This window comes from Rhodococcus sp. DK176 (assembly GCF_038447315.2).
In the GTDB taxonomy this organism is placed as follows: domain Bacteria; phylum Actinomycetota; class Actinomycetes; order Mycobacteriales; family Mycobacteriaceae; genus Rhodococcus_F; species Rhodococcus_F jostii_A.
In genome coordinates this window covers 229,222-254,848 of the sequence record NZ_CP118322.2, presented here as the reverse complement: position 1 = coordinate 254,848, position 25,627 = coordinate 229,222, and the positions used below count along the sequence as shown (strand labels likewise).

Genomic DNA, 25,627 nt, shown 5'->3' with positions numbered 1-25,627 from the left:
ATCGTCTTCATGGGCACTCGGCGAGTCCCTCTGGAAGTGCAGGCGGCATTGCTCTCCGCACACGCTGCCGGGTATCGAGTTGCCCTGGTCACGGGGTCGGTTCCGTCGATGTGCAAGAACCTGGTCGACGATGTCGAAATCGTCGACATCTTCGACCGCCCAGCCGCCCTGCGGGCAGCCATGGCACTCGCGAGCCGCAGCGGGGCAGAGGGCGTCGTGTCCTGGACGGACATCGGTGTCGAGCTGGCCGCCGCGTTGGCAGAGCGATGCGGATGGCCGGGTCCTGGCACCGAGGCAGCGCACCGGGCTCGCAACAAACACTCGATGAGGTCCGCGATGGCCGATCAGCCGCAGTTCATTCCACGGTTCAGACATGTTTGTTCCCTGTCGGACCTGCAGTTGGCTTACGAGGAGATCGGCACACCTGCGGTGCTCAAGCCGGCGGGTGGCAGTGGCAGCAGGTCCATACTGCACGTCGAGGACGGCGCCGACCTCGCCGCGTTGTACGCGCACGCCTCCCGGCTGACCAGCACGGACATTTCTCCGTTGTTTGCCGACTACGACGGCGAATTCGTCTACGAGGAGCGGTTGGGCGGCACCGAGCACAGTGTCGAGGGCCTGGTCAGTGACGGGAAAGTGCACATCGCTGGGATCACGGACAAATGGGTGACCGAGCCGTACTACGTCGAGTACGAACAGGTGCACCCCACCGCTCTGCCGGCAGCCGTGCAGCGCAGCGTGCACGAACTCACCGAGGCCGTGGTCAAGGCGATCGGCCTGAACTGGTGCGCGTTCCATCTCGAATGTCGCGTCCTTCCCGACGGGAGTGCCAAGCTGCTCGAGGTCGCCGCCCGGCCGGCCGGTGGTTACATCACCTCCCACCTGATTCCGTTCGCCACCGGAATTTCCTTCCACGAAAACCTCGTTCGAGTGGCAACCGGGCAACAGCCTGACATGATTCCGACGCGGAATCGGTACGCGGGCAGCCGCGGCGTACTCAGCCCGGCACGGGGCCGATTCGCGGGCTTCGACGGTCTGGCCGATGTTCTCGACCTGTTTGGAATCGAGCACTTCGTCTTCGAGCGTGAAATCGGTGGGAACATCATGCTCCCGCCCGGCGACACATTGAGCGCCGTACTCGGTTACGCGATCGCCCGATCCGTCAGCTACGACGATGTCCGCGACGTTCTACGGCGCGCAGTGGCGCTGTCCCGGCCGCGAGTGGAGACCTAGATGCGCGCCAACGGATTACCGCCGGTCGAGCGGATCGAGCTCGGTGCCGGCTTGACCGGGCGGGTAGTCGCCACGGTCGACCTACTCGTGCAGGAGGGTTTGGCAGCGCTGAACGGGGAGGCGGCGTGGACCTCGCCTGAATGGTGGCGCTTTGTGGAGGCCGATCCCGACCACGAATCGCTGTACCTGGTCATCGACGGCGCGGACAACCGACCGGTCGCCGTAGCACCGGCGTTGATCATTCGGGACACCCGAGGTCTGCTGTTCTACAACGGTCCGCGGATCATCGGTGACCTGTCCGCGATCGGCTCGGCCTCCCATCTCGCGCCCGACGAACAGGAAGCGCTGCCCTGGTTGACCGCTGGGGTCGATGCGGCGCGGCCGGCCCTCTACCCGTCGCTGACGGTCGGCACATTCGGATCGAACCTCGGACTGCGACCCTTCGCACCCGATCGCACGACGCTCCCCGTTTCAAGCATCGTCCCGGCGCTGGCCAGACTGACAGAGGTCGTCGCCGAAATCCTCGGCTGCCGAAGTCATGCACTGCTGTATCTCGATCCGGAGGAGGACGCGGCTTTGGCGTCGGACGCCAGCGCCGCCGGCCTTTGCCGTTCGGTGTTCGGCGGTGAAGGCGTCCTCGACGTGCCAGACGGGCACTTCGATGACTACCTCTCGATGCTGCCCAGTTCGCGGCGGAGGACCATCCGTCGCGAAATCCGAGCATACGCCGAGTTCGGTGCCCGAACCGAAGTCGACTACGGCTCAGGGGCGCTCACCGACGACCATGTCCGATTGCGGTCGGCCTTGCGGGAAAAATATGGTCACACGGCCGGACGAACGTGGGCGCGTAAGGAATTCGACACCCTCCGCGACACCCTAGGCGAGAGGCTTGTCGTGTTCAGCGCCCGCGGGACCGAACAGATCCTCGGATACCTGATGGCCTTCCGATACGGCGATGTACTGTATACGCGTGCCGCCGGCTTCGACTACGAGGCATCTTCAGGTGCCTACTGCTACTTCAACGTTGTCTACTACGACGTCATCAAATGGGCCCAGCGCAATGGCGTGCGTCGAATACATTACGGACTCGGAACCACGGCTGCGAAGGCCTGGCGAGGATGCACGCTGCGGCCGCGCTGGGCCTACTTCGGCCTCGGGCCCGACGCTGCGCCAGACGCGAGCGAAATGATCGCAATCCAGAACGCAACAGCTTCACGGTTGCTTGCCAGCCTAGGGGCAGAGTTGGAGTACGGGAGCACTGCAGGCGTGAAGGCGGAATGAGACACTACTTTTCACGAATTCGGGTTGGGAAATGGCGGCGCCGATGATGTGAGGGGTTACCTCGACTCCGGGGGACAGCCGGGGCGCAGGTATCGGACGTTGCGGGTGCACGCGGTCAGTTCGGAGAGGGCCTGGTGTAGTTGGCCGGTGACGTCCCACACATCGGGGACGAGGTTTCGGCAGGTGATGATGCCGACGTCGAGGTGCCGGCCGTAGGACATGGCGGCGATGGTGATGCCGCCGGTCATGTCGCTGACGGCGGAGACGGGGAAGTTCCCGGTTACCTCGATGCCCGCGGTGTACAGCGGCCGAGCAGGGCCGGCGGCGTGGGAGATGATCAGGTTGACCGGTGGCGTGGGCAGGGTCAGTGCCCGCAGCGGTGTGCGTGAGATCGGGCCGCGCAGTGCTCGCGGCAGCGCGGCGCCGACGTCGCGGACGAGGGTGGCGGGTGCGGCGCGGAAACGTTGGGGTGCCGCCGTGAGCGAGGTGTGCACCTTGTGCAGGCGGCGGGCCGGGTCGGCTTCGTTGATCGGAAGGGCGATGGGCAGGAGGGAGAGTCGATGGTCGGCGGCCGCGAACTGTGCGTCGGTGCGCCGCGCGATCGGCATGGCCGCGGCCAGCGCCGTGTTTGGCGGGGCATCGTGGTCGATGAGCCAGCGACGCAGCACGGTGGTGCACAGCGCCGTCACCACGTCGTCGACGGTGAACCCCAGCGCGGTCCTGACCGCATCGACCTCGCCGAGTGGCAGCGAGGTGAACGCGAACCGTCGGCGCGCGGTGTCGGGGCCGGGGAATGGGGTGTCGGGGGGTGCCGGTGCCCCGGCCGTCGCCTCGTCGGCCGACCGCCGCCATGTGCGCGGGGTCAGCCTCCGGGCGAGTGTGCCCAGCAGGTCCGCGCCCGGGTGGGTGAGGGCGTCGGCGAGCTCGGGCAGGTGCGGTGCCAGCCGGAGCGAGGACCACATCAGCCGCGCGGGCAACAGTGCCAGATGCCAGGCACTGTTGCCGAGCATCCCCAGGGCGCCGGCCGCCTGGTACTGCTCGTCGCTGAGCCGGTGCGGCACCGTGCGGGGTTGCGGGGTGGTATCCATCAGCACCGCGAGAGCCTGCGCCGCGGTCAGGCCGTCGATCACCGCGGGGTGCACCTTGGTGTAGATCGCCTGCCGGCCACCGGTGAGCCCGTTCACCAGGTAGCACTCCCACAGGGGCCGGTCGCGGCTCAGTGGACGTGCCGCGAGACCGGAAATCTGCTCGGCGAGCTGTTCGTCGGTGCCGGGACCGGCCAGGGTGACCTCCCGGATGTGATAGCCGAGGTCGAGGAACTCGGAGTCCACCCAGTAGGGCCGGTCGAGCCCGAGAGGTACCTGCTGTAGCCGCCACCGCAGTGGCCCCACCAGGTGTAATCGGCCATCGGCGAGCGCCCGGAGGGCCTGCACCGTGAGCCCGCCACCCGGCGTGGTGGGGCCGAGGACACTCAGGATCCCGACATGGGTGCAGGTGGTGGATGTCTCGGCGTCGAGGAACTGCGCATCGAGTGAACTGAGCTGGTGCATAAGGTTTTACCTGGATTGGGTGAGCCAACGTGCTGGGCGAGCCCACAAGGCGTCACCCCAACGCTACGCCGCGGCGCGCCCCCCGTGGTGCCCGAGCAAGTCGTTCACCGAATCCGCGCTGAGCTTCGCTCGAAAATTTCGAATTGGCGCACAACGAGATTCGAATCGCGCCGCCGGTGCGGCCGCACGCGGGCAACAGCGAAGGTTCGTGCGGACATCCCGGTGTGTCCGGACACCAGAGAACTCGGCGATCGCACCGTGGATGCGCGATTCCGGCGACCCGGGGGTCCTGCGCGGCGGGCAGGACGGAGCGGTCCGACGTGGAGAAGTCGCTGGGGCCGCGCCTCGATTTGCCGGCTACGCTTCAGCGTCCCCGTGGCGGTCGAGGTCTGGCGCGCCACCGCGGCGTGGGGACAGTGGCGGCGCGCTGCTGGGGCCGCAGTTGATCAAGGTCGCGGGGTGTTTGTGCGCTGAAGTGCGTCGGCGGCGCGTTCATCCGGTCGCGGCGCTTCCCGGGTCCCAGGGGTGGGTCGTGCGGATGTCGGCATTGAAGTCCTCGATCCGGCGTCGCAGGTTCAATTCGGTGTAGCCGATGGCTTGGGCGGCGAAGGGTTCGAAGAGTCGACCGAGGGCCTTTCCGGTCAGCCCGGTGGGGAGTTGGTAGCTGAAGTCCACGGTCAGTCGGGTCTCGGTGATCCCGACGGCGGTGAAGCGCCAAGTCGAGGTGTTCTTGAAGCCCTCGATCGAGTCGAGGGCGATCAGTCGGTTTCTTTCCCAGGCAGTGATCGTGAGGATCGAGTGGAGGGTTTTGAAGCCGACCTGCATGGCGGCGTCGAACGTGGCGCCGAGGCCGTGGTCCAGGGTGCCCGTGGGATCGAATCGCGAGATGCCGAACACCCAGGTGGGGACGTTGCGGTAGTTGCCGATGAAGTCGAACGCGACGTCGATGGGCACGGTGGCGATCGCGCTGTGGTGGGTATGCATCATTTGTTCGCCTTTCGGTGTTGTTGCACCGAAACCGGGGCTCGTAGTGACCCGCGTATCGACTGTTCGATCGTTCGGCTGTCTCCTGAACGCCTCTTCCGGGCACAGCTCCACAAGGACCGTGGTCTACCCGATCGGCACCTCCAACGTCAGTGACTGTTCGCCGCATCGGTGGGCCCGCTGGAAACCGTTGCTCAGTCGTCGATGGGGGCGCTCGGGGCGGCACCGTTCGGTGTTCGCACATCCTTGGCCGACTCATGGCCTGGGCCGGCCCAACACCGCTCCGCGCCGTCGGGCTAACTTGTCAACCTCAAACATACTCAAGGTATGTTATAAGCGCAATAAAGGACTGTGGGTTTCTTGGCCCACCTGAGTCGCGGCCTGACCGCCAGGCAATATGCAGATGGATCCAGGGGCTGAGATCGGACTCCCGGTACAACCGGACCGCGCGCTCCCGCAGCTCCGGCGGATACTTTCCTCGTTCCCACAGTGACGTCCTTCCTCCATCTACCCAGGATCAAACCTGGTTCGGAAGTCTCCGGAGAAACGGGGGAGGCTCAGGGTTGCAACGAACGGCTGACCCGGCCGGGTGGCTACCACGATGCGTGGTGTGCGCACTGCCGGGTTGGTGGAAATCGTGATCATGTGGCGGAGGTGAACCTCGCCAAACGTGCATTGTTGGGGCGCGGCGCCGCCGTCCGCACCCGTGGCACGAAACCGGAGATCCGGAGGGTCGAGCATGCCCCGGTGCGCAAGTGCCGGGACAAGACCGGTCCCACCCGGCTCGGCCGCGGCATCGCCGTGTCCGCCGCAGTGTTCCTACCGCGACACCCCGGGGTGGGGGTGACACGATCAATTACCCGTCCTGCATCACAAGCGTCGGTGTGGGACACGGTCGAACCAGCAGCACCGCACGGTGTTACGGGTAGCCGTGAAGCACGTACATCTTCACCGCCTGCCACCCCGGTGGCAGAAAGTATGAGATTTACGTAGACGCTAGAGGGCGGTAAACAGTGGTAGAGAGCAGACGGTTCCTGTGGCAGGGGCGAAGGGAAACTGCGATCACCCGCGCATGTGGAAGCGCCAGAACCCACAAGGTCACCGAACGCGCCCCGCGCCGAGACCGTCAAGTGCGTCGTACCGGGACTTGCGCAACGCCGGCCATTTCGGCGCACCTGCCGTGCCCGGTGATTCGGTGGCCGCCCGGCGTTCCCGCAACGACACCGGTTCTGGCCGCAAGCCGGGCGTTTTCGGAGCCGGCGTCCTACGATGCGGGCATGCTCACCCGCCGTATCTTCCTCTGGACCCTCGCGTTCAGCGTGGCGGTAGTTGCCGGCTGCAGCACCGACACCAATCCGGGAGGGAGCGCGAACCTGCCCGACGCGGCCGGGCTGCTCGCCGAGTCGGCGTCCGCCCTCCGCGATATCAAGAGCGCACACTTCACGATGACCGTCAACGGCTCGATTCCCGGCATCAGCGTGCAGACCGCCGAGGGCGATCTGACCAGGGAGGGCGGTCCGGCCGGTGGCGCGAAGGGCACGGTGAAGCTGACCCTGGCCGGCCAGCTGATCGAAGGTGAATTCGTGCTGGTCGACGACTCGCTGTACCTGAGGGGCCCAACCGGCACCTTTCAGCGGTATCCGTCATCGCTCACCTCCGAGTACTACGACCCGACCGCCATTCTCGACCCGGACCGGGGCTTCGCGAAGGTGCTGACCAGCATCACGGATGCGAAGACCGAGGCGAGGGAAAAGGTTGACGGGACACCGGCGTACAAGATCACCGGACGGGCGGACAAGGACGCGGTGGGCAACATCGTTCCCGGGGTCGAGTCCGAGGTGGACATCACGGTGTGGCTTGACGAGGACGGCATGCACCTCCCGATCAGAGCGCTGGTCACGTTCCCGAAGCCGGCCGGCGCAGACGCCCCGACCGTCGACGTGGTGGTGTCCGAGCTGGACAAGCCCGTGACGGTGACACCCCCGCCGTGAGTGTCGAGCTGATCCCGGGGCGGAGCAGGACCGTCGCCATCGGCGCCGCGGCGCTCGCCGTGCTGCTCGGCGCGCTGGACACCTACGTCGTGGTGAGCATGATCCGGCAGATCATGGACGATCTGCTGATCCCGGTGAACCGACTGGAGCGGGTGACCCCGATCGTCACCGGGTACCTGCTCGGCTACATTGCCGCGATGCCGCTGCTCGGCCAGGCATCGGACCGGTTCGGCCGCAAGCTAGTGCTGCAGAGCTGCCTCGCCGGGTTCCTGGTCGGCTCGGTGGTCACCGCGCTCGCCGACGACCTGCCCATGCTCGTTGCCGGGCGGGTCGTTCAGGGTGTCGCAAGTGGAGCGTTGCTGCCAGTGACCATGGCGCTTGCCGCCGACCTGTGGGCAACCCACAAGCGGTCGAACGTGCTCGGCGCGGTGGGTGCCGTGCAGGAGCTGGGCAGCGTGCTGGGCCCGCTATACGGAGTGGCGATCGCAGGTCTTGCCGTGTGGTCAAGCGCGTTCGGCATTGCCGGCTGGCGCGGCGTGTTCTGGATGAACGTACCGCTCGGCGTGCTTGCTATGATCGCGGTGCAGGTTTCGGTGTCGCGCCGCGATCCGGCGCACGAACCCGTCCGGGTGGATGTGGTCGGGGGGCTGCTGCTCGCGGTCGCCCTTGGGCTGGCCGTCGTCGGCCTGTACAACCCGGACCCGCGCACCGCCGTGCTGCCACCGTGGGGCGGGCCGATGCTGGTCGGGGTCGGTGTCGCGACCGTCGCCTTCGTCGGCTGGGAGCTGCGTGCCAAGACCCGGCTGATCGACCCGGTCGACGTGCAGATGGGCGCGTTCCTCGCCGCGCTCGGGGTATCCGGTGCGGCAGGCGTCGCGCTGATGGTGACCCTGGTGGACGTCGACCTGTTCGCCCAGTCGCTGCTCGATCGGGACGACCGGGGAGCGGTCATACTGCTGCTGCGGTTCCTGGCCGCGCTCCCGGTCGGCGCGTTGCTCGGTGGGCTGCTGGCGGCACGGTTGGGCGACAGGGTGGTCGCGGCGGTCGGCATGCTGCTGGCCGCGGCGGGTTACTTCCGGATGGCCCGGTGGCCGATGGACGTGCTATCCGTGCCGTACCAGGTCGGGCCGATTGTGGTGCCCCGGCTGGACACCGACCTGGCCGTCGCTGGGCTAGGGCTCGGCCTGGTGATCGCGCCGCTCTCCGTTGCGGTGCTCCGCGCCGTGTCGCCCATCCAGTACGGGATCGCCTCTGCCGGTGTGGTGGTCGCGCGGATGGCCGGGATGCTCGTCGGGGTTGCCGCGTTATCCGCGTGGGGGCTGCACCGCTTCCACAGCCTGACTGCGAACCTGCAGGTGCCGTTCCCCGTCGGCAAACCTCCCGAGCAGGCGGCGAGGGAGCTGGCCGAGTATGCCGGGGCAGTCGACCGTGCTCTGGTTACCGAGTACACCGGGATATTTCTGATCACGTCGGTGGTGTGCGCGGCGGGAGCGCTGCTGGCATTGTTCCTCGGCCGCCACCCAGCCAAGGCTTCGGACTCCGCCGAGAACAGCATCACCAAGCGGAGTTGACCCCGTCGAATGGCGACCTGACCGAGTACAAGCACACTCCGTCCTCGGTCCTCACTACAGCCTGGCGCTCACGGTCGCCGCGTCCGCGTCCGGGATGGAGTCCGGGACCGGAAGACCGACGATGCGGGCGAGTTCCGCATTCGTCGGATTGCGCAGCACCTTCTCGCCGTGCCAGATCACGACGGGAGTGTCCTCGGGGGCGACGTCCAGGCTGCGCAGCAGCTGCTCCGCCCATTTGTCCCGCTGCGGGTCCTCACTCTCGGATTTTTCGATCCGGATGGGCGTCGGCCAGGGATCGCTGCGCAGCCCCGCACCGGTTGGTGGACGCGGTCGGTCCCGGGTCCGGATGAGTCGCTCGCCGGAGCGGCGGGGGATCGGCGGGCGGTGAGGGGATGCGGACCGCGGGGTGAATTTTCGTTCTCGAGCTCGCACCACGGTGGGGCGTCCCCTTGGATTGCGGAAGCATGTCGGGTTGCGTACAATTTCTTGTACGTAATGACTGGAGGTGTGCTCATGCGAACCATGACCTACTCGGAGTCTCGCGCGCGATACGCCGAGGTCCTCAACGCCGTCGTCGATGACCGGGAAGAAATCGTCATCACGCGGGCGGGTCACGAGCCGGTGGTGATGGTTTCGCTCGACGACTATGAGTCGTTGAAGGAAACGGCATACTTGCTCAGGAGTCCGGAGAACGCCCGCCGGCTGTTGGCGTCGATCGATCGGTTGGAGTCCGGCGGGGGAACTGTCCGGGATCTGGCTGAATGAAACTTGTCTGGGACGGGTCTGCGTGGGAGGACTACGTCTGGTGGCAGGCGCAGGATCGGAAGATCGTCAAGCGGATGAACACACTACTCAAGGATGTCGAACGCAACGGGAACGACGGAATCGGCAAGCCCGAGCCCCTCAAGCACGGTTTTCAGGGCTACTGGTTCCGGCGTATCACCGATGAGCACCGGCTGGTTTATAAAATTGTCGATGATCAGATCCGCATTGCTGCCTGCCGTTACCACTTCGGACACTGATAGCGCTCACCACGGCGGCTGGGCTTGTCGACAACGACTGCGGAATGGTTCTAGTCCACTGGGCATGACGCTCCGACTGTCCGCGTTTCGGGAGGGCGCGTAGTAGGCAGGATTGGTGGTTGAGGTGTGGCCAACCCGCCGAGTTGGGGAACGTCTACGTCTTGGTGGCTGGGCTGGACGCCTGACCGACCGCGGCCTGCTGGCCCGTCGAACCGATCGGCAGCGTCTGCTGACGATCGGCTTCGACGACCTTGGGGGAATCCTGCACCATGCGAATCGCTGCACGGGCCATCACCTCAGCCGGCGAACGGCCTTCCCGCACCGACGCTCTCGCTGCAGCCAGCTGATGCGCATGGACGGCGTGTTTCGGCCGGCGAGTGACAGGGTGCCCTTGACGGTCGTTTCCACGGTTCTGCCGATCACGGTCACCGCGATGCCCCGGAGAGCAATGTGTCACCGGCCGAGGAGGAACCGGCGACGAGCCGCGCCCTCGAACCCGGCGGCGCTCCACTCGCGGGTCCACTTCGTCCAATCCGATGCCGAGTGCGCGCCGGCCAGGATGAGCCCGGCGCCGCCTAGAATGGGGTGATACGGACGCCTTCGCTGGATCGGGCGAGGTGGTCCGCGGCGGGGCTGCTCGTGAGCCGACCCGTGGGAGGTGGCCATGCAACCGTCCGACCGGATGCGGGCGCTGCCGCGGCGGGCCCGGGTCATGATCATGGTGACGGTGGCGCTCATTGCGTTGCTGGTGATCGGGCCGCGTCTGGTCGTGGGGTATACCGATTGGCTGTGGTTCGGTGAGGTTGGTTACCGTCGCGTGTGGGGGACGGTCCTGGTCACCCGCCTGATCCTGTTCACGGCGGTGACGCTGCTGGTGGGTGCGGTGATCTTCGCGGCCGTGGTGTGGGCGTACCGGTCCCGCCCACTGTTCGCGGCCTCGGGCGCGAACACGGCGAAGGATCCGGTCGAGCGGTACCGGGAGGTGGTGTCGCGCCGTCCGCGGTCGTTCACGGTGGGGATCGCATTGCTGCTGGCGCTGCCGTTCGGGCTGCACGCGCAGGCGAGTTGGGAGACGGTGCAACTGTTCTTGCACGGCGGCGCGTTTGGCACCGTGGACGCGGAGTTCGGGTACGACATCGGCTTCTACGTCTTCGATCTGCCGTTCTACCGGCTGATCCTGGCGTGGCTGTTCATCGCCGTGTTCCTGGCGTTGTTGATTGGCCTGGGAACTCACTACCTGTTCGGCGGCATCCGGCTGGCACCGAGCAAGGACCACGTCATCGAGGTGTCCCGGCCGGCGCGCATCCAGCTTGCGGTGTTCGCGGGCACGTTCATCGCGCTGAAGGCGGCGTCCTACTGGCTCGACCGGTACTCCTTGTTGTGGAGCGGCCGGAAGGAGCCGACTTTCACCGGCGCCGGGTACACCGACATCAACGCGGTGCTGCCGGCCCGGTTGATCATGGTCGCGATCGCGGTGCTGTGCGCGGTGGCGTTCTTCGCCGCGATCGCGGTGCAGGACCTGCGGATCCCGGCGATGGCCACGGCACTGCTGGTGCTCTCGGCGATCCTGGTCGGCGGAATCTATCCGGCGCTGATCGAGCAGTTCTCGGTCCGCCCGAATGCCGCCGACCGGGAGAGTCCCTACATCGAACGCAACATCGCCGCGACCCGGCAGGCCTACGGAATCGGCCCGGACCGGGTCGACTACCTCGACTACCCAGGGGTGGGCACCCGGTCGCCCCGGGACATTCCCGCCGACGTCACCACGATCGCCAACGCCCGCCTGCTGGACCCGACCGTGCTCTCGCGCACCTTCACCCAGCAGCAACAGCTGAAGAACTTCTACGGCTTTCCCGAGCACCTCAACATCGACCGCTACACCATCGACGGACAACTCACCGACTACATCGTCGCGGCCCGCGAGCTCTCCCCGAACAGCCTCAGCGGCAACCAGACCCAGTGGATCAACCGGCACACCGTTTACACCCACGGCAACGGGTTCATCGCCGCTCCCGCCAATAGGGTCAACGCCGCCGTCCGCGATGTCGCCGGGCAGAGCGCGAGCAGTGACAGCGGGTATCCGATCTATGCGGTCAGCGATATCGCCTCCCAGGTGGGCGGCGACCAGGTGATCCCGGTCGAGCAACCGCGCATCTACTTCGGTGAGGTGATCGCGCAGGCGGACCCGGACTACGCCATCGTCGGCGGCCCGGAGGGTGCGCCGCCGCGCGAGTACGACACCGACACCGCCCAGTACACCTATACGGGCACCGGTGGGGTGCCGGTGGGCAGTTGGGTCAACCGGTTGGCGTTCGCCGCCCGGTACGGCGAGCGAAACATCTTGTTCTCCGGCGCCATCGGGTCCGAGTCGAAGATCATCTTCAACCGGGACCCGGCCGCCCGGGTTGAACACGTCGCCCCGTGGCTGACCACCGACTCCAACCCGTATCCGGCGGTGGTCGGCGGCCGGATCGTGTGGATTGTCGACGGCTACACCACCGCCGCGCACTACCCGTACTCGCAGGTCGGTTCACTCGCTGAGCCGGTCGTGAACGACACCGGCCGAACCCTGGCCCGCGAGGAGGTGTCCTATGTGAGGAATTCGGTGAAGGCGACCGTCGACGCCTACGACGGCACCGTCACCCTCTACCAGGTCGACGAGAACGACCCCGTCCTGGGGGCGTGGATGAAGGTGTTCCCCGGCACCGTGCAGCCGCCGACGGCGATCCCGACCGAGCTGCGCGCGCACTTCCGCTACCCCGAGGATTTGTTCCGCCTGCAGCGGGACCTGCTGGCGAAGTACCACGTCGATGATCCGCGGGAGTTCTTCACCACCAACGCGTTCTGGTCGGTGCCCAGCGATCCGACCGCCGACACCGGCGGGGAGCAGCCGCCGTACTACGTCCTTGTCGGCGACGCCGGCACCGCGGCCCCGTCCTTCCGGCTCACCAGCGCCATGGTCGGCTTCAACCGCGAATTCCTCTCCGCCTACCTCTCGGCGCACTCCGACCCCGAAAACTACGGCAGGATAGACATTCTGCGGTTGCCGACGGACACCCAGACCCAGGGCCCGCGGCAGACCCAGAACTCGATGATCTCCGACACCCGCGTCGCCTCCGAGCGCACCCTGCTCGAGCGGTCCAACCGGATCTACTACGCCAACCTGCTGACCCTGCCGATCGCCGACGGCGGCATCCTCTATGTCGAACCGGTCTTCACCGAACGTTTGACCAGCACGCCCAACAGTTCCACGTTCCCGCAGCTGGCCCGGGTCCTGGTCAGCTACCGCGAACCCGGCACCGGCGGGGTGCGGATCGGGTACGCCCCCACCCTCGCCGAGGCCCTCGACCAGGTCTTCGGCACCGGCACCGGCGCCGTTGCCACCGCACCCGGCGGCGACGCCACCACACCACCACCTACCGGCGGGCAACCGCCGGCGCCGCCCCCACCGGGCGCCCCGCCCGCCCCGCCGCCGGCGACATCGGACCAGCTGACCGCCGCGGTCCTCGAACTCAACAACGCCCTGGCCAACCTGCGCGAGGCGCAACACACCGGCGACTTCACCACCTACGGCGCGGCCCTGGACCGCCTGCAACAGGCCATCGACACCTACCTGGCCGCGGGCGGCACCCCGCACTGACCCATCCCCTCCACGCGATCCGCGCAATGACGTTGTCCCGTATGGAAAATTGCGGATTCGGGCTGTAGACCGGCCAGGACCACCCGCCAGCCGCGCACGCGTTCACCATCGCCGTCTCTCCCCACGAACTGATCAAGATCGACGGCGGCGAACTCTCTGCCGATCCTCGGTCTGGTTTCGCTCCCGCTCGTCGGGTAGCGACCCATCCTTGTGTCGTTACTCGGCGGCCCGCCGCCTACGCCCGCGTGTCCCGTATCCGCCAGAAGGACGTCCCGGTGTGACCAGCACCGTCCAAGACCACGAGTAGTGGGCGCATGCGCGGAGCCCCGATTTCACTTCCGGTACGAGGGTCAGTCCCGAACCGCGGGCCACGCTCGATGCGAACTGCCTCGTCAGGAGCGATTCTCCTGGTCAGTCGGATAAGGTATGGAGCGGGCTGAGCGGATCGGTACAGGCTGGGTGCTCGCGAATGGCGGCACAGCGTGATGCACGGTGCATCAGCGAGAGCGTTCATGCGGACGATCGTGTTGTACCTCCGCTGTCTGGGTGTCGTCGTCCTGGCAGCGTTCTAGGGGTGACGTGCGCTCGAGATGCGTGACTTGATTTCCGGGGTGGTGGTGCAGACCATGCTGAAGGCGGTCGACTGCCGCTACACCCTCGACCTCGTCCGCGCGCTGCGGCGTCCACAACGCCCATGTTGCTGATCTGGCCCGGAGCGGTTGGCCTCGGAGGTCCCCGGATACCACGCTGATCCGTATCCCGGATGCGGGGCACGTCCCCATCGAGAACGCGCCCGGCCTGATCGCCCGAACGCTCATCGACTTCTTCACGGCGTGGAGGTCGTCCCGTCCCGTCTCGGTCATCCGCATCGGTGCAAGAAGCGCGGCTGGCGCCAAGGTCCCGACGACAGTGAGGTGCCGTTGGACTTCAAGGCCGATCCCAGACCTGACGACTACCAGGAGATCTTGACACTCGCGAGTTCTGTTTCGCCCGCGCGATACCTCGTCCTGTTCGCGTCCCGTCATCGGCGCATTAGCCCTACGCGGGTTCTGCGTACGTGGCAGCCTATCTGCGTAGCGGGTGAACGCTGCATTATTCGCGGTGAGGCATCGTCGTGCGAACAGGGAGCGAGTAGCCATGAACTCACCTTCATTGCCGGTGCTCGCTGGGGTGGAGCACCGGTTCGTCGACGTAGGCGGCGGTGTGACGATTCACGTCGCCGATGCCGGGCCGGCCGACGGGTCGCCGGTCATGCTTGTTCACGGTTTCCCGCAGAATTGGTGGGCGTGGCACGAGTTGATCGGACCGCTCGCGGCCGATGGCTACCGCGTGCTGTGCCCGGATCTGCGCGGGGCTGGGTGGAGCTCAGCGCCCGATGGACGCTACTACAAGACCGATATGGCCGATGATCTCGCGGTTGTGCTCGACCGGCTCGGCGTCGCCCCGGTGCGGGTCGTGGCGCACGATTGGGGTGGTCCGATCGCGGCGCATCTGATGCTGCGACATCCGAAGAAGGTGTCCGGCTTCTTCGGCCTGAACACGGTAGGACCGTGGCTGACGTTCGATCTGACGGCAGTTCGACATTTGTGGCGGTTCTGGTATCAGATCCCGATTTCTCTTCCGGTGATCGGGCCGCGTCTTCTCAGCGACCCGAAGGGTCGCTTTATCAGGATGACGGGCCGTTGGGTCGGCGCCGGGTTCTACCTCGACGACGATGACTTCAGGCTCTATGTGCGTTGCATGCGCTTGCCCGGTCATTCGGTGGCCGGCTCGCGCTGGTATCGCACATTCCTGACGCGAGAATTGATCCGTGCCGGTGAATTCGCGAATACCTCCGTTGATGTTCCGATGCGGTTCCTGCACGGAGTGGGGGACCCGGTGATCACTCCGACGCTGCTGCGCGGGTATGCCGAGCACGCAGATGGTTTTCGGCTCGAGACGGTCGACGGCGTCGGTCACTGGGTTGTCGATCAACGACCCGAGTTGGTGCTCGAGCGACTTCGAGCGTTCCTGCACGACACCTGAGGTGTATCGCTGATTCGCTCGTGTTGGGCATTGACCGTGCGAGACACTGCAGAGGGCTCGCCATCCGGACTGGACGCACCCGCTATCCGGGTGCTGGTGATGCACGGTGCATCACGCTGGGCGTGTTGCAGACAATCGTTGTGAGGGCTCGGGTGCCCGCGTGGTGGACTCCCGCCTGTGGGTGGGGTGGACGTCCTGTTGCGATAGATCGAAGATCGTGTCGCTTCGGCCGGGGTTGGCACAGGCCTGGCGGATCTGTGCGAGTGCGGATTCCTGCTGTTCGTGGACGGCGTGCCGGGAGCGGGACGCCGGTGATGGGACCGAGGATGTGTGAGCAGCTTGCCGCTACTGTCGTGAACGTCTGACTCGGTTCGGGTGTCATCGCGCCTCGGTCTCGCAGGTTCACTGGGGGTGACGGGTGGTCAGGATGCGTGACTTGATTTCCGGGGTGGTGGTGCAGACCATGCTGAAGGTGGCTTCCCGGGCCATTCTCTCGGTGGGTTCGCCGTGTTGGACGGATCGGCTTCCTGCGGCGGTGGCGACGTAGTTGGCGGCGGTGACGGCGAATTGGCTGGCGCGGGCGCGGGCGTCGTAGATGTCTCCGTCGCCGGTGGCCGTGTTGTTGAGGGCCTCGCGGATTGTGGCGTGGGTTTCCCACAGTTGTGGGCAGGGGTGTCCGATGCGGTCGGCTTCGGTCAGGCAGGCTCGTGCCACGCCGCGGGCGAGGGAGCCGTTGATCCGGAGAATCGCCCGGTCCGCGATGCTGAGTCCGCCGCGAGGAGTCTTTCGGACGTGGATGACTGCGGTGTGGGGGATGTGGTGTCCGTTGAAGGTCAGTTCGACGGTGTGGGATGCGTTGGCCGCGGACAGCGGGATTCGGTTCGCGTGGACGTTTGGGCCGTCGGTCGCGTCCATGAGGAAGGTGACTGTTTTCTGTGCTCGGGTGTCGTATGCGGTGACACCGATGACGTCGACAAGACCCCATCCGGTGACGAACGGTGCCTGCCCGGTAATGGTGTATCCATCGTCTGTTTCGGTCGCGACGATAAAGGGGTTCTCCGGGTTCGCGTAGCCGCTGCCGGACACCCCGGATGTGACGGCGCCGCTCTGCAGGCCGGCGAGAAATTGTGCCTTGAGGGTGTCGTTTCTCGACATGACCATCCGGAGCAGGGTGCCGTGGTGCTGGGCCCAGACGAATGCGGTCGCCAGGCATCCGCTGACGAGGATTTCGCCGACGTCGGCGAGGGTGTTGACGGGATCCGTGGTGGCAAAGGCGAGGCCGTAGAAGCCCCGGCCGCGTAGTGCGGCGAAGTGCGATCGCGGGATCTTCCCCGACCTGTCGACCTCCGCCGCAGCGGGCCGCAGCACCTCGTCGGTGAGGTCCTGCGCTTGCTGCACCCAGTCAGTCATGGCTGACACCGTATCCACATTGAGCCGGACCCCGCCGACGCACTCCAACGGTGGGCGGACGCCGTGAGACTCGCCCAGCTTCCGAGAACTCGCACCACTGCGGCAGCGATCCACTGCCGCAACGCTGATCGAGATAGTCCAAAGATCGCCTCCGGTGTTGTTCCACAGCAGTAGCACTCGGCCGGTCACCCGAGGTGCGGCGGCTCGATGGCAGTGGAGGACTACCCGCGAAACTGGCGAACGTCCTTCTGGACGGCTCATCGGAGATCAACTCGGCGATGTGTGGTGTGACGCAGGGTCCGGCGGATCTGTGCGAGGGCGGCTTCCCGCTGCTCCGGGGTTGCTTGCATGGCGTTGCGATGGTGGATGGCGGTGCGGCGGGCGTGCTGTTCGCGGCGGCGCCGGGCGTCGGCTGCGGTGCGGTGCTGGCTGGGGGAGGGGCCGGTCCAGTCGATGTGGGTCAGTCGCCAGCGGAGGAGGGCGGCCGGTGAGCTGATCCGGTCTGCGGTGGGCCAGGTCCACCCGCGTTGGGTGGTGTCGCGGTCGAGGGTCTGTGCGATGTCGTGGCCGGTCCAGCGGGTGGTGTCGATGCCGGCGGCCGTGATGGTGTCGCAGATGGTGCCGATATGGCCGTGGGTGAGATCGGGGGAGCGGGCGATGAGGGTGGCGGCGGCTCGTTGGAGGTGGAGTGGTCGGGGTTGTGGGGTGGGTGTGGTGGGCCGCGCGTGTGCGCGTTGGTGAGTGCTTCGTAACGAAAGATTATGTGAAGGAACGTAAGTACCGGGGGATAGGGTGTCAGCGCCGGTGGCCTGGGGATGAGTGGTGCTGGCCGCGGTGGTCGGTTGTTGGGGCCGGGTGCGGTGGCGTGCGAGACGTCTGGCGGCGCGGGCGCGGCGCGGACGCGATGGTCGTTGTGGGGGTGGGGGTGTGGCGTCGACGATGTGTTTCGGTGAGCTGAGTGCCCACACGGAGGCGGCGTGGTGTTGTTGGCCGCCGTGGTGGAGTTCGGCGGCCAGGTATTCATGGGTGCGAAGGGTGCGGCCGCGTTCGAGTTCGACACCCATCTGGAGGGTTTTGAGGACGCGGCGGGCCCGGTTGATCACGGAGAGTGAGACACCGGCGTGGTGTGCGATGAGTTGCCGGGACGCGGTGACACCGCGGCCGGTGGTGGAATCCGCGAATCGGGCGTGGGCTGTGGCGACGGCCATTAGGCGTTCGATGCTGATGCGGTGGGCGGTGAGTGCGGCTTGGCCAGTGGCGGTGTGGGTGATGTGGTGGCGGAGTTGGCGTAGCCATTCGGTGCGGCCGGACCAGACGGGGATGGTGGCTTCGCGTCCGGGTGTGATCGGGAGGGTGAAGGATCGGCCGCGTTGCCCGGTGTCGCGGTTGTATTCGTGCAGTTTGTTGATGGCTTGGGTGGCTGCGTGGACGGAGGCTTCCCAGGTCTCGACTTCTGCCGACTGCGGAATGTGCGTACCGCCGTGCGTCGATGACGTGGTGTTGGTGGACGAAACGATTGGTGTTGAAGCTGATTCAGCGCATGCGTTAGCATCAGACGTACCTGGCACAGGTATGTCCCTTCGGGGAATGCAGAACGAGTGTCGGAAGCGGGTAACTTCCGGCACTCACCCTCAGAGAATGTGACGGCGCGGCAAGGCCTTCACCCTCTTGGTTGAGGAGGACCGGCAAGTCCTCCTCAACAACATGCCGGCGGAGCGGTTCGTGAATCTGAAACCACCCCCACCAAGGGGGTTTTCGTGTTTTCTGAGGGTCTGCGCTTTGAAATTTGGGTTATCGGGGTAGCGCGATGGTTACGGTTCAGGGGCATCGCCTCGCTTTGGGCGTGGGTGGATGCCGATCCACAAGCGCGGTCACCGCGAACTGTGGAGGTTCGCGCGTGTCCGCTGAAAGGGATCGGAGAAGGGTTGGTTTGGTCGCAGCCGTGCCAGTTACGCCGACCGCGGTGCCGGCTTCACACCGAGCAACAGGTGCGCCGCGGCGGCAACCTCACGGATCTGCTCAACCGTGGCTGTCTCGGGCTCCGATGCGACGAGGTCGACGACATCTACGAGCGCGTCGCGTGATCCCGGGCTGAGACGACACCTGTCCGGTGAGAGCCGGATTGGGCCATGCGTGTCGATGAGATCCGGAGCGGACATCACGGTCGGCGTCCTGGTGTCGGTGACGAGGAATGCGCAGATGACGCTCTCTATCGCGATGATTTCCCACGTTCGCCCGTGACGGTCGGTTGCGGTAAGACCCCTCATGCGACCGCCCCTCTCGCCGAGGGGCAGTGCAGCCGTGAATCCCAGGCCTCGATGGCCGCGGCGACGCACGCCTCGGCGACAGAGCCCGGTTTGGCGGCGAGGTGCGCCCAGAACGCGGCGGCGACAGCTTCCGCACCACTGAACTGATGGCCACCCAGGTAGTCGTGGGCGTCAACTGAGGAGTCGGCGACCGCGGACCAGGCATAGAGGGCAGCTGACTGAGCGCGGCTGGCGCCGATCGCAGCGAGCCGGTCAATCGCATCCCATCGAGCAGCGAGGGGGTCGACCGTGCCGGTCGGCATATCGCGGCACAACGTGGCGACGGTGTACCCCACGGGTACGGAGAAGCCCGGAATGGTGACCAGACCCCACATCGGGTGGGAGTGCAGGTCAGCGAGCCAGTTCCACCGCAGGGAAGGAAGCCCCTCGGTGCCGGGGCACTCGATCTCACCGGTCGCCATGAGGAGGACACGGTCGGAAAGACTGCTCATGCCGCCGACCCCCGCTCGATTGCCCGTTGCCCTACGACGCGGTTGTAGTACACCCGCAGCTCACGATCACTGGCGACGGCCGTTCCGTCGTGGCGATACGCGACACCGGCCCAGATCATCGACCGCGGCGGATCTCCCGCCGCGATCATCTTTGCGACTTCGGCGCGGCATGCGGCGAGCCGCGGACACCGGAAGCACTCCCGCTGCGCGTCGCGGCCGGCCTGGTACGAACCCTCATCGATGTCCCACGACTGCGGGTCAATCGAGCACGGCAGGACCGTCGGGGTTGATCGGCGAGCGGTCATGCGGCATCACCACCGGCAGCGACGTGGGTGGCAGGACCTCGGGGAGTCCTGGCACGCAGGACTGCATACGCCCGGAGCCGATCGGCGGGTACATGATTGCCGTAGTAATCGAACGCGGCGCCCGCGACGACCTGATCCTGCGGCGGTTCACCCCCAACGATTCGATCGCGAAGCGTGGCGCGGCACTGGGTGAGGATCGGGCATTCGTGGCACGAATTGATCGCACGCTGCCACGATGCCAAGTTCTGCCCCGTCAGTTCCCAGGAAGCGGACTTGCCCGCGCACGTGCCAACACCCGGCTCAGGTGCGGTCAACGGGATCATTCCGCGTGCCTCCAACTCGCGGCGGATACGCCGCAGCTGCGGGCAGTCCTGGCACTCGGGGGTGTAGACGAAGCCGCACCGGAAGCAACGCCCCTCAGGGGTTGGTCGGTGTGCGCTCGCCGAACGCAGCAACGCCGCGACCGAAAAGCGAATCGTTCTCGACGACGTGTCCGCGGTTCCATCGCGCCGCGCTAGCTCGCGGAGCGCGGCCGCAGCTCGGGGGCACAGAGGCTTAGCTGCCGTGACTATGGCGCCGCATTCCTCGCAACGCCCCTCGGCAGACACGTGTTGGGCAGTGATGCGCACCAGGTCGGCAGTGGCTAACGATCGCGCCACGGCTGGATGCCGCTCACCGCGCTCTCTTTGGGCGCCAGCTATCGTGTTCATTGCAGAGACTCCAATCTGCTGATGGTGCCTGAACGGACCGCTAATCCGTTGAGGCTTGAGCCCCCTGGCCGCCGCTAACGGTCAGGGGGCTTCTCGTTGCAATAGGGTTCGACTCTTAGCTCCACCCCCATGCGGCTCTCGTGCAATCATATAAAAGCGATCGTTTAAAACCGATCGTATGTGCGCATCGTAACGAGAGGGCGGCACAGTGTCTACCAGTGACCACATGTGCGGCAGGATTATTTCGGTGAGTCGGCGAGTTATGCGCGGGTTTACTCCGTCCGCCCTGGTTGGCGCGCGCCGCAACGCCGGCTGGTCGCAAGCCGATTTGGCACGGCTTTCCGACGTCGGCGTCGCCACGATTAGAAGGTGGGAGAAGGGCACTGCATCGCCCCAAGTTGACGTCCTGGCGAGGGTTGCCGCTGTTCTTGAAGTTCCCATCTCCGACTTTGTGAATATCCCAGTCTCGGAGCGCTTCCCGGGCGACTGGCGGGTTCTGCTGGGGCTGACCCAACCGCAACTCGGTGCGCGTGCCGGGGTCCGCACTGCCGTGGTTGGCAGCATCGAGCGTGGGGAGACGGCATTGTCCGACAACGTTGCTGAGCGCCTGTCGTCTGCGCTCGACATCTCCATTGCGGAGCTGCGGGATGCGCATCAACGGGCGCGGAGCCGGCCGCCGGGCATGCCCGCCTGACGTCCTCGTGCGCGGTGGCGTGCCCGAACTCCGTGACACCGGTGCCTCGCCTTCTGTCGGTCATGTGAATGATCTTGAGCCTACTTTACTACTGCAAACTTGCAACAGTAAACACTTCCGTAACTACTGCAATAAGGCGACGTCAACGACATCTATACTCATGTCCAACTACCGGCGAAGCTTGAAGTTTGGAGGATGTGCGGTGAGCGAGAGTTTCGCCGAAAGGCTGCGACATCTATTCGACACGGTCCATCCGAAGGGGCGAGGCCCCTACAGTCAAGCGGAGGTTGTCGAGGCCATCCGAGCCGCCGGCGGCAATATGACGCCGGGATACATGTCGCAGTTGCTGTCCGGCAAGCGATCTTCGCCGAGCTGGACCACGCTGCGAGACATATGTCGAGTCTTCGCAGTACCAATGGACTACTTCAATGACGACGATGTCTACGAGGAGATCAAGGGCTATATCGCCTACATCCAAGATCTCCGAGACGCCGAAGACCAGAATATTGCAGCACGAACATACTTCCCGTTCCGGCGTCCCGAATAGGACTAGGTGAACAGTGCGTACGTGCCTCCAGCGATGACGGCGCCCACGAATGCACCCACGATGACCTGACCAGTCGTGTGATCACCGAGCCGCACCCGCGACCAACCGATCGCGGGCGTGCACGCTAGTGCCAGAACCCAAATCGGTGAGACAGCGAGCATGAGAATCACGGTGATGCCCGCTGAGACAGCAGTGTGCACACTGACCTTCCACCGAACGACGCTGGTAATTATCCCGATGGCCAGCAACGTCGCAAACCCTGCGGCCGTGAAGGCGATTAGTTCTGCGGGTGCATTGGCGCAGATCTGAATGACGAGACCCGCAAGCACGATTGCCAAGATAACGACAATCAGAAGGTGACGTTCGCGGTGCTCGGTCACATGGTGATCGCCGATCCGTGATCGCCAGATTTCGAACAGAATGAAGGCCATGGGGAGGCCGCCGGAAATCATGGCGACGAAGATCCCCCATGCCGTCGACTCAAGGTACACGCCCAGGAAGAGTGACGAGACAATGTTGAGAACCCAAGGAGCTCCCACCTCAGTCAATGCTCTGGCAAGGCGATCAACACGGTCGCCGCGGGTTTGATTCTCAGTCATCGCCATCTGCGGCCACCAACTTTTCCTGTCGTGCGGTGTTGAAAGCGACGCCGAGAGTGCGCACCCACTCGACGTCTGAGACGCCCTCCGGAGCGCCGAGAGCTTCCTGGGGCAACTCTTCCCGTGCGAAGCCGGTAAGGATCCACTCAACTATTGCAACTGGCGCTTCGTCCTCGGGAATCGGGGCGCCATGGGGGAGGCCTGCGGCTTGGGCGGCGATGCTAAGGGCGTCCATCACTTCCGTGGCGCGGTCGGCAACGCGATCCGTGGCGCTGCTACCTTTCCAGGAGGGTCGAACGACACCAGGCCAGCGCGCAGTGAGCACCTCATGGAGTTCGAAGAAATCTCGCAACGCCCGGCGTGCGGCCGTCCAGAGAGCCATCGTCGGCCACAGCACACCGATGGTGACCATGAGGACCCCGACGAGCGCAAGAACCTGAGTGATGTCGAAGACTCGGGGAGTCGGATCGATTGCACCGGTAGACGCGGCCAGTACGTATGTGATTCGCATGCCGGCGTAGGCGGTGAGCATGAAAACCCCAGGGCACAGCACCATCAAGCCACGACCCGTCGCGGTCCGCGTGTCGGCATGGCCGGCCGTCACGATGGTCACCACGATGCAGAGAAGGAACGGGTAGAGCATCGCGGTAATGCCGGCCTCCGCATATCCGGGAGTGTGGGCATACAGGTCGTCGAAGGTATATCCGTCGCGCTGTTCCGGCACTTCCGGGGCAGTCAAGAAGAAGGCCACCGACCCGCCTGCGGTGACCATTGACAGCAACGCATGAAGCCGGATGAGCTGTGCGCGACGTCGATCGGACGGAGCCATAAGGTCTGTCACGAGTATGGCTGCACCGAAGCAGATTCCGCTAAACAGGACCATTTTGACCGCGCCAGCACCATTTGAGTGACCAAGTGCGCCTCTCAATAAGCTCTCGAAGAGCGGCAGGTTGACTGTCATGTGGGCGGCCATGCAGGTGAAGACAGTCAGAACACCGACCAGGTTCCATGTGCGAGCCCACCACCACCTACGGAACCGACTGGCTGCGGCTATCCATAGAAGGACTGCGACCGCCGCTGTTGCCGTCACCTGATCGCCTCGTCGAGGCGAGCGCGCACACCGGGATTGCGGGATGCTTGGTTACTATTCACCCGCCCAAGGAGTCTGCTCGCGAACGCCTCAGCCTCAATTTCCTCAGCGTCGTGTCCGTCACTGCACTCGCGCCGAAGCATTATCTTCGCCAATCCATGAGCCGCTGCTGGAAGAAACTCTTCCGCGAACTCGCGGGCAGGTCGGCCCCGATGCCCGAGCAGGATGTGGCCGAGTTCGTGGGCAAGCGTGCGCTCGCGGGCGTGAACCCAGTCAGCGCAGGAAACCTCGTCCCGGTCGGGATGTTGAACCCATTGGCCGAAAACGCCTATCGGCAGGTTCTTGTTGGATTGAACGACGGTGATCGGGCGCTTCCGGTCCCGGGCTGCTGCCTCCATCAATCCTGCAAGCGTAGATGCTTCCCCTGAGGTCGCTACGCGAAACAGTCGATCGACAGCCTCTGAAACACGATTCGTCATTACCAACCTCCACCCGGGACCATTGGGGCGCATATGAATACACGTGTGCCACATCTTGACGCTGCATCTGAAGCCGCCCCGACGGGCTCCAGGGAACTCCCGGGCGGGAGCGCGGTGGCTAGATTATCAGCACCGCGGATAGCTGCAACCAGAAGGTCTCTGGGACCTCGGTACCAAGCTCTGCGCGCGTAATCGTAGTCGGCGGGAAGGTGGAGAAACCATCCTGAAGTCGTGTTTCGCTGCTGGAGAACAGAACTGCGGTACTCAAACATCGAACCTATCGGTAGCCGGGCGACTGTCAGGCAGAGTGACATAGCTACTCAGAGCTGGTGCCGGTTCGCCCGGCACGCGTGGTGCCCCCCAACTGCAATACGTGCCGACTCGCAATACGGGGTGTGGCAAATGTGAGAAATTGATGCTTCGGCGAGTCGAAATCTCCGTTACCCATTGCAGTTGAGATGCATGTAGATGTCGAGTTCGTCATACGGCGAGTTCACGATCCAGTGGGGCGGAGTGTCGTCGTCGACCTGAATTTCGACTTCTCCGACCGATGGCTTGTACCAGGTAATGCCGAGAGGAAATTGCTTGGTGCTGCCCTTCGGTCGTGTTTTGCTGACGGCCTCGATCGCTCCCGGGGATTCGGCGAAGTCGTGTGCTGGGTAGTTGAGGCTCTCGTTCTCGATCGTGACGGTTTGGGATCCGTGGGTGAGGGTAGCGTGCCACCCGTTCGGTGCGGCGATGTCGATGGTGAGGTTGTCGCCCTCGCCGTGGCACTCGACGTCGACCTGGTCCGGGGTAGGAAGGGTCACGAGGTCGATGCCTTTGCGGTTGCCGACGCCGATGGCGATGTTGCCGTCCCACCCGTCGGATCCGCCGGACGATTCGGCGGGCGTGACGCTGCCGGGCCGAGTGTCATCGCTCGACGAGCCTGAGCATGCGGCAAGGGTCGCGGCGATCATGGCGATGAGCGCGAGCCCGGCGAGTGCACGGCTGCTGGACATTTTGGTTCCCCTCCTGTTGCCGCATTACGGCTTTGTCGAACTCGATGCGGTGGTTACTGCGTTCAGTACCGGATGGTGTCGATGAGCCAGTTGCCCCCTGTCTTGGTAAGCGTGACCCAGACGATGGTGTTGGGGTTAACAGGGACGGCGTTGTCCCCGGTGATCGCGGTCTGGTGGATGGTGGCGACGCGGTGGATGAGGGTGTCGGTATCGGGAGGGCAGCCGGAGCAGCCGATCAGCACGTCGGCGACGACCTTTGCGTTCGTGGTGGCCCACTGTCCCCATTGCACGCCGGGACCGCGTTCGGGCGTGACTGGAATGGCCACTTGCGCTGCGAGCCTGTCGGTCAGCCACTGTCGGGCCCGCACGAAGCCGTCGTTGGGGGACTGGTCGGTGGCCGGGTACCAAGTGAACGCGACCGATAGGGCCTGGCGGGCGACGTCTTCCGCCACGTCGGCGTCCGGAGCTGGCGCCGCCGTGGTTGGTGGAGGTACGGGCGCAAAGGTCGTAAGTGGTGCTGTGGCTGCCGGTGGTGCCGCGGCCGCCGACAACGACGTTTCTAGAGGCGACGTCTGCGGGTCCTGTTGGGTCGGCCGGCACGCATATACGAGGATGGCGACCAGGGCACCCAGGATCACGACCACGGCCAGGAATCGGCGCACGCTCATCTCGGTCCTCCTTCAGTTGTAGGTTCTCGTCCTTCTTGTCGTCCTGGTTGTGGCCGGCCTGGGCGGATG

24 protein-coding genes and 1 pseudogene are annotated in these 25,627 nt (G+C 65.4%); 12 read left to right on the top strand and 13 right to left on the bottom strand.

Annotated features, from left to right (window positions below; genetic code table 11):
• Nucleotides 1-9 precede the first annotated feature (9 nt).
• Complete coding sequence (locus tag PSR88_RS38070; protein ID WP_237723832.1) at nt 10-1,233, top strand: ATP-grasp domain-containing protein; 1,224 nt, start codon at nt 10-12, stop codon at nt 1,231-1,233.
• Complete coding sequence (locus tag PSR88_RS38065; RefSeq protein WP_016880525.1) at nt 1,234-2,514, top strand: GNAT family N-acetyltransferase; 1,281 nt, start codon at nt 1,234-1,236, stop codon at nt 2,512-2,514.
• Between the two features lie 56 nt (nt 2,515-2,570).
• Here the strand turns inward: PSR88_RS38065 and PSR88_RS38060 are convergent, their stop codons facing one another.
• Together PSR88_RS38060 and PSR88_RS38055 are read right to left on the bottom strand one after the other, a co-directional pair.
• Entirely contained in the window at nt 2,571-4,064 is a 1,494-nt protein-coding gene (locus PSR88_RS38060; protein WP_342338972.1) for a wax ester/triacylglycerol synthase family O-acyltransferase, read from the bottom strand.
• Between the two features lie 492 nt (nt 4,065-4,556).
• Nucleotides 4,557-5,051, bottom strand: coding sequence for an SRPBCC family protein (locus PSR88_RS38055; protein ID WP_007299760.1), 495 nt, complete (start codon nt 5,049-5,051; stop codon nt 4,557-4,559).
• A gap of 555 nt (nt 5,052-5,606) precedes the next feature.
• Here PSR88_RS38055 and PSR88_RS38050 point away from each other — a divergent pair.
• The 3 genes and pseudogenes from PSR88_RS38050 to PSR88_RS38040 all read left to right on the top strand — a co-directional run.
• Nucleotides 5,607-6,041, top strand: a pseudogene (locus PSR88_RS38050) (hypothetical protein); the annotation flags it as partial.
• A 284-nt stretch (nt 6,042-6,325) separates the two neighbouring features.
• Nucleotides 6,326-7,039, top strand: a complete 714-nt coding sequence (locus PSR88_RS38045; protein ID WP_016880523.1) for an LppX_LprAFG lipoprotein — start codon at nt 6,326-6,328, stop codon at nt 7,037-7,039.
• Nucleotides 7,036-8,610, top strand: a complete 1,575-nt coding sequence (locus tag PSR88_RS38040) for an MFS transporter (RefSeq protein WP_016880522.1) — start codon at nt 7,036-7,038, stop codon at nt 8,608-8,610. The genes PSR88_RS38045 and PSR88_RS38040 overlap by 4 nt, the downstream gene beginning before the upstream one ends.
• A gap of 54 nt (nt 8,611-8,664) precedes the next feature.
• Here PSR88_RS38040 and PSR88_RS38035 read toward each other — a convergent pair whose 3' ends face one another.
• Nucleotides 8,665-9,045, bottom strand: a complete 381-nt coding sequence (locus PSR88_RS38035; RefSeq protein ID WP_007299763.1) for a hypothetical protein — start codon at nt 9,043-9,045, stop codon at nt 8,665-8,667.
• A gap of 78 nt (nt 9,046-9,123) precedes the next feature.
• Between PSR88_RS38035 and PSR88_RS38030 the strand changes: the two genes are divergently transcribed.
• Together PSR88_RS38030 and PSR88_RS38025 are read left to right on the top strand one after the other, a co-directional pair.
• Nucleotides 9,124-9,375 (top strand): type II toxin-antitoxin system Phd/YefM family antitoxin, encoded by a 252-nt coding sequence (locus PSR88_RS38030; RefSeq protein ID WP_005569061.1) that lies wholly within the window; start codon nt 9,124-9,126, stop codon nt 9,373-9,375.
• Complete coding sequence (locus tag PSR88_RS38025) at nt 9,372-9,632, top strand: Txe/YoeB family addiction module toxin (protein ID WP_016880521.1); 261 nt, start codon at nt 9,372-9,374, stop codon at nt 9,630-9,632. Before PSR88_RS38030 ends, PSR88_RS38025 begins: the two co-directional genes overlap by 4 nt.
• Before the next feature lie 154 nt (nt 9,633-9,786).
• On the opposite strand, the gene PSR88_RS38020 is transcribed toward PSR88_RS38025, so the two are convergent.
• On the bottom strand, nt 9,787-9,924 hold the full coding sequence (locus tag PSR88_RS38020) for a hypothetical protein (protein WP_016880520.1): 138 nt from the start codon (nt 9,922-9,924) through the stop codon (nt 9,787-9,789).
• A gap of 372 nt (nt 9,925-10,296) precedes the next feature.
• Here PSR88_RS38020 and PSR88_RS38015 point away from each other — a divergent pair, with 372 nt between their 5' ends.
• Nucleotides 10,297-13,272, top strand: a complete 2,976-nt coding sequence (locus PSR88_RS38015; protein WP_029537953.1) for a UPF0182 family protein — start codon at nt 10,297-10,299, stop codon at nt 13,270-13,272.
• Between the two features lie 1,137 nt (nt 13,273-14,409).
• A complete protein-coding gene (locus PSR88_RS38010) occupies nt 14,410-15,297 on the top strand; it encodes an alpha/beta fold hydrolase (protein ID WP_029537947.1) in 888 nt (295 codons plus the stop codon).
• A 402-nt stretch (nt 15,298-15,699) separates the two neighbouring features.
• Here the strand turns inward: PSR88_RS38010 and PSR88_RS38005 are convergent, their stop codons facing one another.
• The 5 genes from PSR88_RS38005 to PSR88_RS37985 form a co-directional block, all read right to left on the bottom strand.
• Nucleotides 15,700-16,707, bottom strand: a complete 1,008-nt coding sequence (locus tag PSR88_RS38005; RefSeq protein WP_342338971.1) for an acyl-CoA dehydrogenase family protein — start codon at nt 16,705-16,707, stop codon at nt 15,700-15,702.
• 257 nt (nt 16,708-16,964) lie between these two features.
• Nucleotides 16,965-17,915, bottom strand: a complete 951-nt coding sequence (locus tag PSR88_RS38000; RefSeq protein ID WP_016880514.1) for a hypothetical protein — start codon at nt 17,913-17,915, stop codon at nt 16,965-16,967.
• A 741-nt stretch (nt 17,916-18,656) separates the two neighbouring features.
• Nucleotides 18,657-18,974: a hypothetical protein gene (locus tag PSR88_RS37995; protein ID WP_083853011.1), complete on the bottom strand. Its 318-nt coding sequence runs from the start codon at nt 18,972-18,974 to the stop codon at nt 18,657-18,659.
• A complete protein-coding gene (locus PSR88_RS37990; RefSeq protein WP_011599403.1) occupies nt 18,971-19,465 on the bottom strand; it encodes a hypothetical protein in 495 nt (164 codons plus the stop codon). Before PSR88_RS37990 ends, PSR88_RS37995 begins: the two co-directional genes overlap by 4 nt.
• Nucleotides 19,462-19,770 (bottom strand): hypothetical protein, encoded by a 309-nt coding sequence (locus PSR88_RS37985; protein ID WP_016880511.1) that lies wholly within the window; start codon nt 19,768-19,770, stop codon nt 19,462-19,464. Before PSR88_RS37985 ends, PSR88_RS37990 begins: the two co-directional genes overlap by 4 nt.
• A gap of 936 nt (nt 19,771-20,706) precedes the next feature.
• Here PSR88_RS37985 and PSR88_RS37980 point away from each other — a divergent pair.
• Nucleotides 20,707-21,174: a helix-turn-helix domain-containing protein gene (locus PSR88_RS37980; protein WP_020476731.1), complete on the top strand. Its 468-nt coding sequence runs from the start codon at nt 20,707-20,709 to the stop codon at nt 21,172-21,174.
• A gap of 202 nt (nt 21,175-21,376) precedes the next feature.
• A complete protein-coding gene (locus PSR88_RS37975; protein WP_011599406.1) occupies nt 21,377-21,721 on the top strand; it encodes a helix-turn-helix domain-containing protein in 345 nt (114 codons plus the stop codon).
• 2 nt (nt 21,722-21,723) lie between these two features.
• Here the strand turns inward: PSR88_RS37975 and PSR88_RS37970 are convergent, their stop codons facing one another.
• Nucleotides 21,724-22,326: a hypothetical protein gene (locus PSR88_RS37970; RefSeq protein WP_237723830.1), complete on the bottom strand. Its 603-nt coding sequence runs from the start codon at nt 22,324-22,326 to the stop codon at nt 21,724-21,726.
• Nucleotides 22,313-23,281, bottom strand: coding sequence for a hypothetical protein (locus tag PSR88_RS37965; protein WP_237723826.1), 969 nt, complete (start codon nt 23,279-23,281; stop codon nt 22,313-22,315). The genes PSR88_RS37970 and PSR88_RS37965 overlap by 14 nt, the downstream gene beginning before the upstream one ends.
• Nucleotides 23,282-23,328: 47 nt before the next feature.
• Here PSR88_RS37965 and PSR88_RS37960 point away from each other — a divergent pair, with 47 nt between their 5' ends.
• Nucleotides 23,329-23,838, top strand: a complete 510-nt coding sequence (locus PSR88_RS37960; RefSeq protein ID WP_157180068.1) for a hypothetical protein — start codon at nt 23,329-23,331, stop codon at nt 23,836-23,838.
• A gap of 491 nt (nt 23,839-24,329) precedes the next feature.
• Here PSR88_RS37960 and PSR88_RS37955 read toward each other — a convergent pair whose 3' ends face one another.
• The gene (locus PSR88_RS37955; protein WP_016880506.1) at nt 24,330-24,890 is read right to left on the bottom strand and encodes a hypothetical protein; all 561 of its coding nucleotides are present in this window, start codon (nt 24,888-24,890) and stop codon (nt 24,330-24,332) included.
• Between the two features lie 62 nt (nt 24,891-24,952).
• Nucleotides 24,953-25,558, bottom strand: coding sequence for a hypothetical protein (locus PSR88_RS37950; protein ID WP_011599411.1), 606 nt, complete (start codon nt 25,556-25,558; stop codon nt 24,953-24,955).
• Nucleotides 25,559-25,627 lie beyond the last annotated feature (69 nt).

Bases quoted from the DNA above. Each gene is read 5' to 3' on its own strand.
- PSR88_RS38070 (WP_237723832.1), top strand. From the start codon at position 10: ATGGGCACTCGGCGAGTCCCTCTGGAAGTGCAGGCGGCATTGCTCTCC.
- PSR88_RS38065 (WP_016880525.1), top strand. From the start codon at position 1,234: ATGCGCGCCAACGGATTACCGCCGGTCGAGCGGATCGAGCTCGGTGCC.
- PSR88_RS38060 (WP_342338972.1), bottom strand. From the start codon at position 4,064: ATGCACCAGCTCAGTTCACTCGATGCGCAGTTCCTCGACGCCGAGACA.
- PSR88_RS38055 (WP_007299760.1), bottom strand. From the start codon at position 5,051: ATGATGCATACCCACCACAGCGCGATCGCCACCGTGCCCATCGACGTC.
- PSR88_RS38045 (WP_016880523.1), top strand. From the start codon at position 6,326: ATGCTCACCCGCCGTATCTTCCTCTGGACCCTCGCGTTCAGCGTGGCG.
- PSR88_RS38030 (WP_005569061.1), top strand. From the start codon at position 9,124: ATGCGAACCATGACCTACTCGGAGTCTCGCGCGCGATACGCCGAGGTC.
- PSR88_RS38025 (WP_016880521.1), top strand. From the start codon at position 9,372: ATGAAACTTGTCTGGGACGGGTCTGCGTGGGAGGACTACGTCTGGTGG.
- PSR88_RS38020 (WP_016880520.1), bottom strand. From the start codon at position 9,924: ATGGCCCGTGCAGCGATTCGCATGGTGCAGGATTCCCCCAAGGTCGTC.
- PSR88_RS38015 (WP_029537953.1), top strand. From the start codon at position 10,297: ATGCAACCGTCCGACCGGATGCGGGCGCTGCCGCGGCGGGCCCGGGTC.
- PSR88_RS38010 (WP_029537947.1), top strand. From the start codon at position 14,410: ATGAACTCACCTTCATTGCCGGTGCTCGCTGGGGTGGAGCACCGGTTC.
- PSR88_RS38005 (WP_342338971.1), bottom strand. From the start codon at position 16,707: ATGACTGACTGGGTGCAGCAAGCGCAGGACCTCACCGACGAGGTGCTG.
- PSR88_RS38000 (WP_016880514.1), bottom strand. From the start codon at position 17,915: ATGGCCGTCGCCACAGCCCACGCCCGATTCGCGGATTCCACCACCGGC.
- PSR88_RS37995 (WP_083853011.1), bottom strand. From the start codon at position 18,974: ATGAGGGGTCTTACCGCAACCGACCGTCACGGGCGAACGTGGGAAATC.
- PSR88_RS37990 (WP_011599403.1), bottom strand. From the start codon at position 19,465: ATGAGCAGTCTTTCCGACCGTGTCCTCCTCATGGCGACCGGTGAGATC.
- PSR88_RS37985 (WP_016880511.1), bottom strand. From the start codon at position 19,770: ATGACCGCTCGCCGATCAACCCCGACGGTCCTGCCGTGCTCGATTGAC.
- PSR88_RS37980 (WP_020476731.1), top strand. From the start codon at position 20,707: ATGTGCGGCAGGATTATTTCGGTGAGTCGGCGAGTTATGCGCGGGTTT.
- PSR88_RS37970 (WP_237723830.1), bottom strand. From the start codon at position 22,326: ATGGCGATGACTGAGAATCAAACCCGCGGCGACCGTGTTGATCGCCTT.
- PSR88_RS37965 (WP_237723826.1), bottom strand. From the start codon at position 23,281: ATGACAGTCAACCTGCCGCTCTTCGAGAGCTTATTGAGAGGCGCACTT.
- PSR88_RS37960 (WP_157180068.1), top strand. From the start codon at position 23,329: ATGTGCGAGCCCACCACCACCTACGGAACCGACTGGCTGCGGCTATCC.
- PSR88_RS37955 (WP_016880506.1), bottom strand. From the start codon at position 24,890: ATGTCCAGCAGCCGTGCACTCGCCGGGCTCGCGCTCATCGCCATGATC.
- PSR88_RS37950 (WP_011599411.1), bottom strand. From the start codon at position 25,558: ATGAGCGTGCGCCGATTCCTGGCCGTGGTCGTGATCCTGGGTGCCCTG.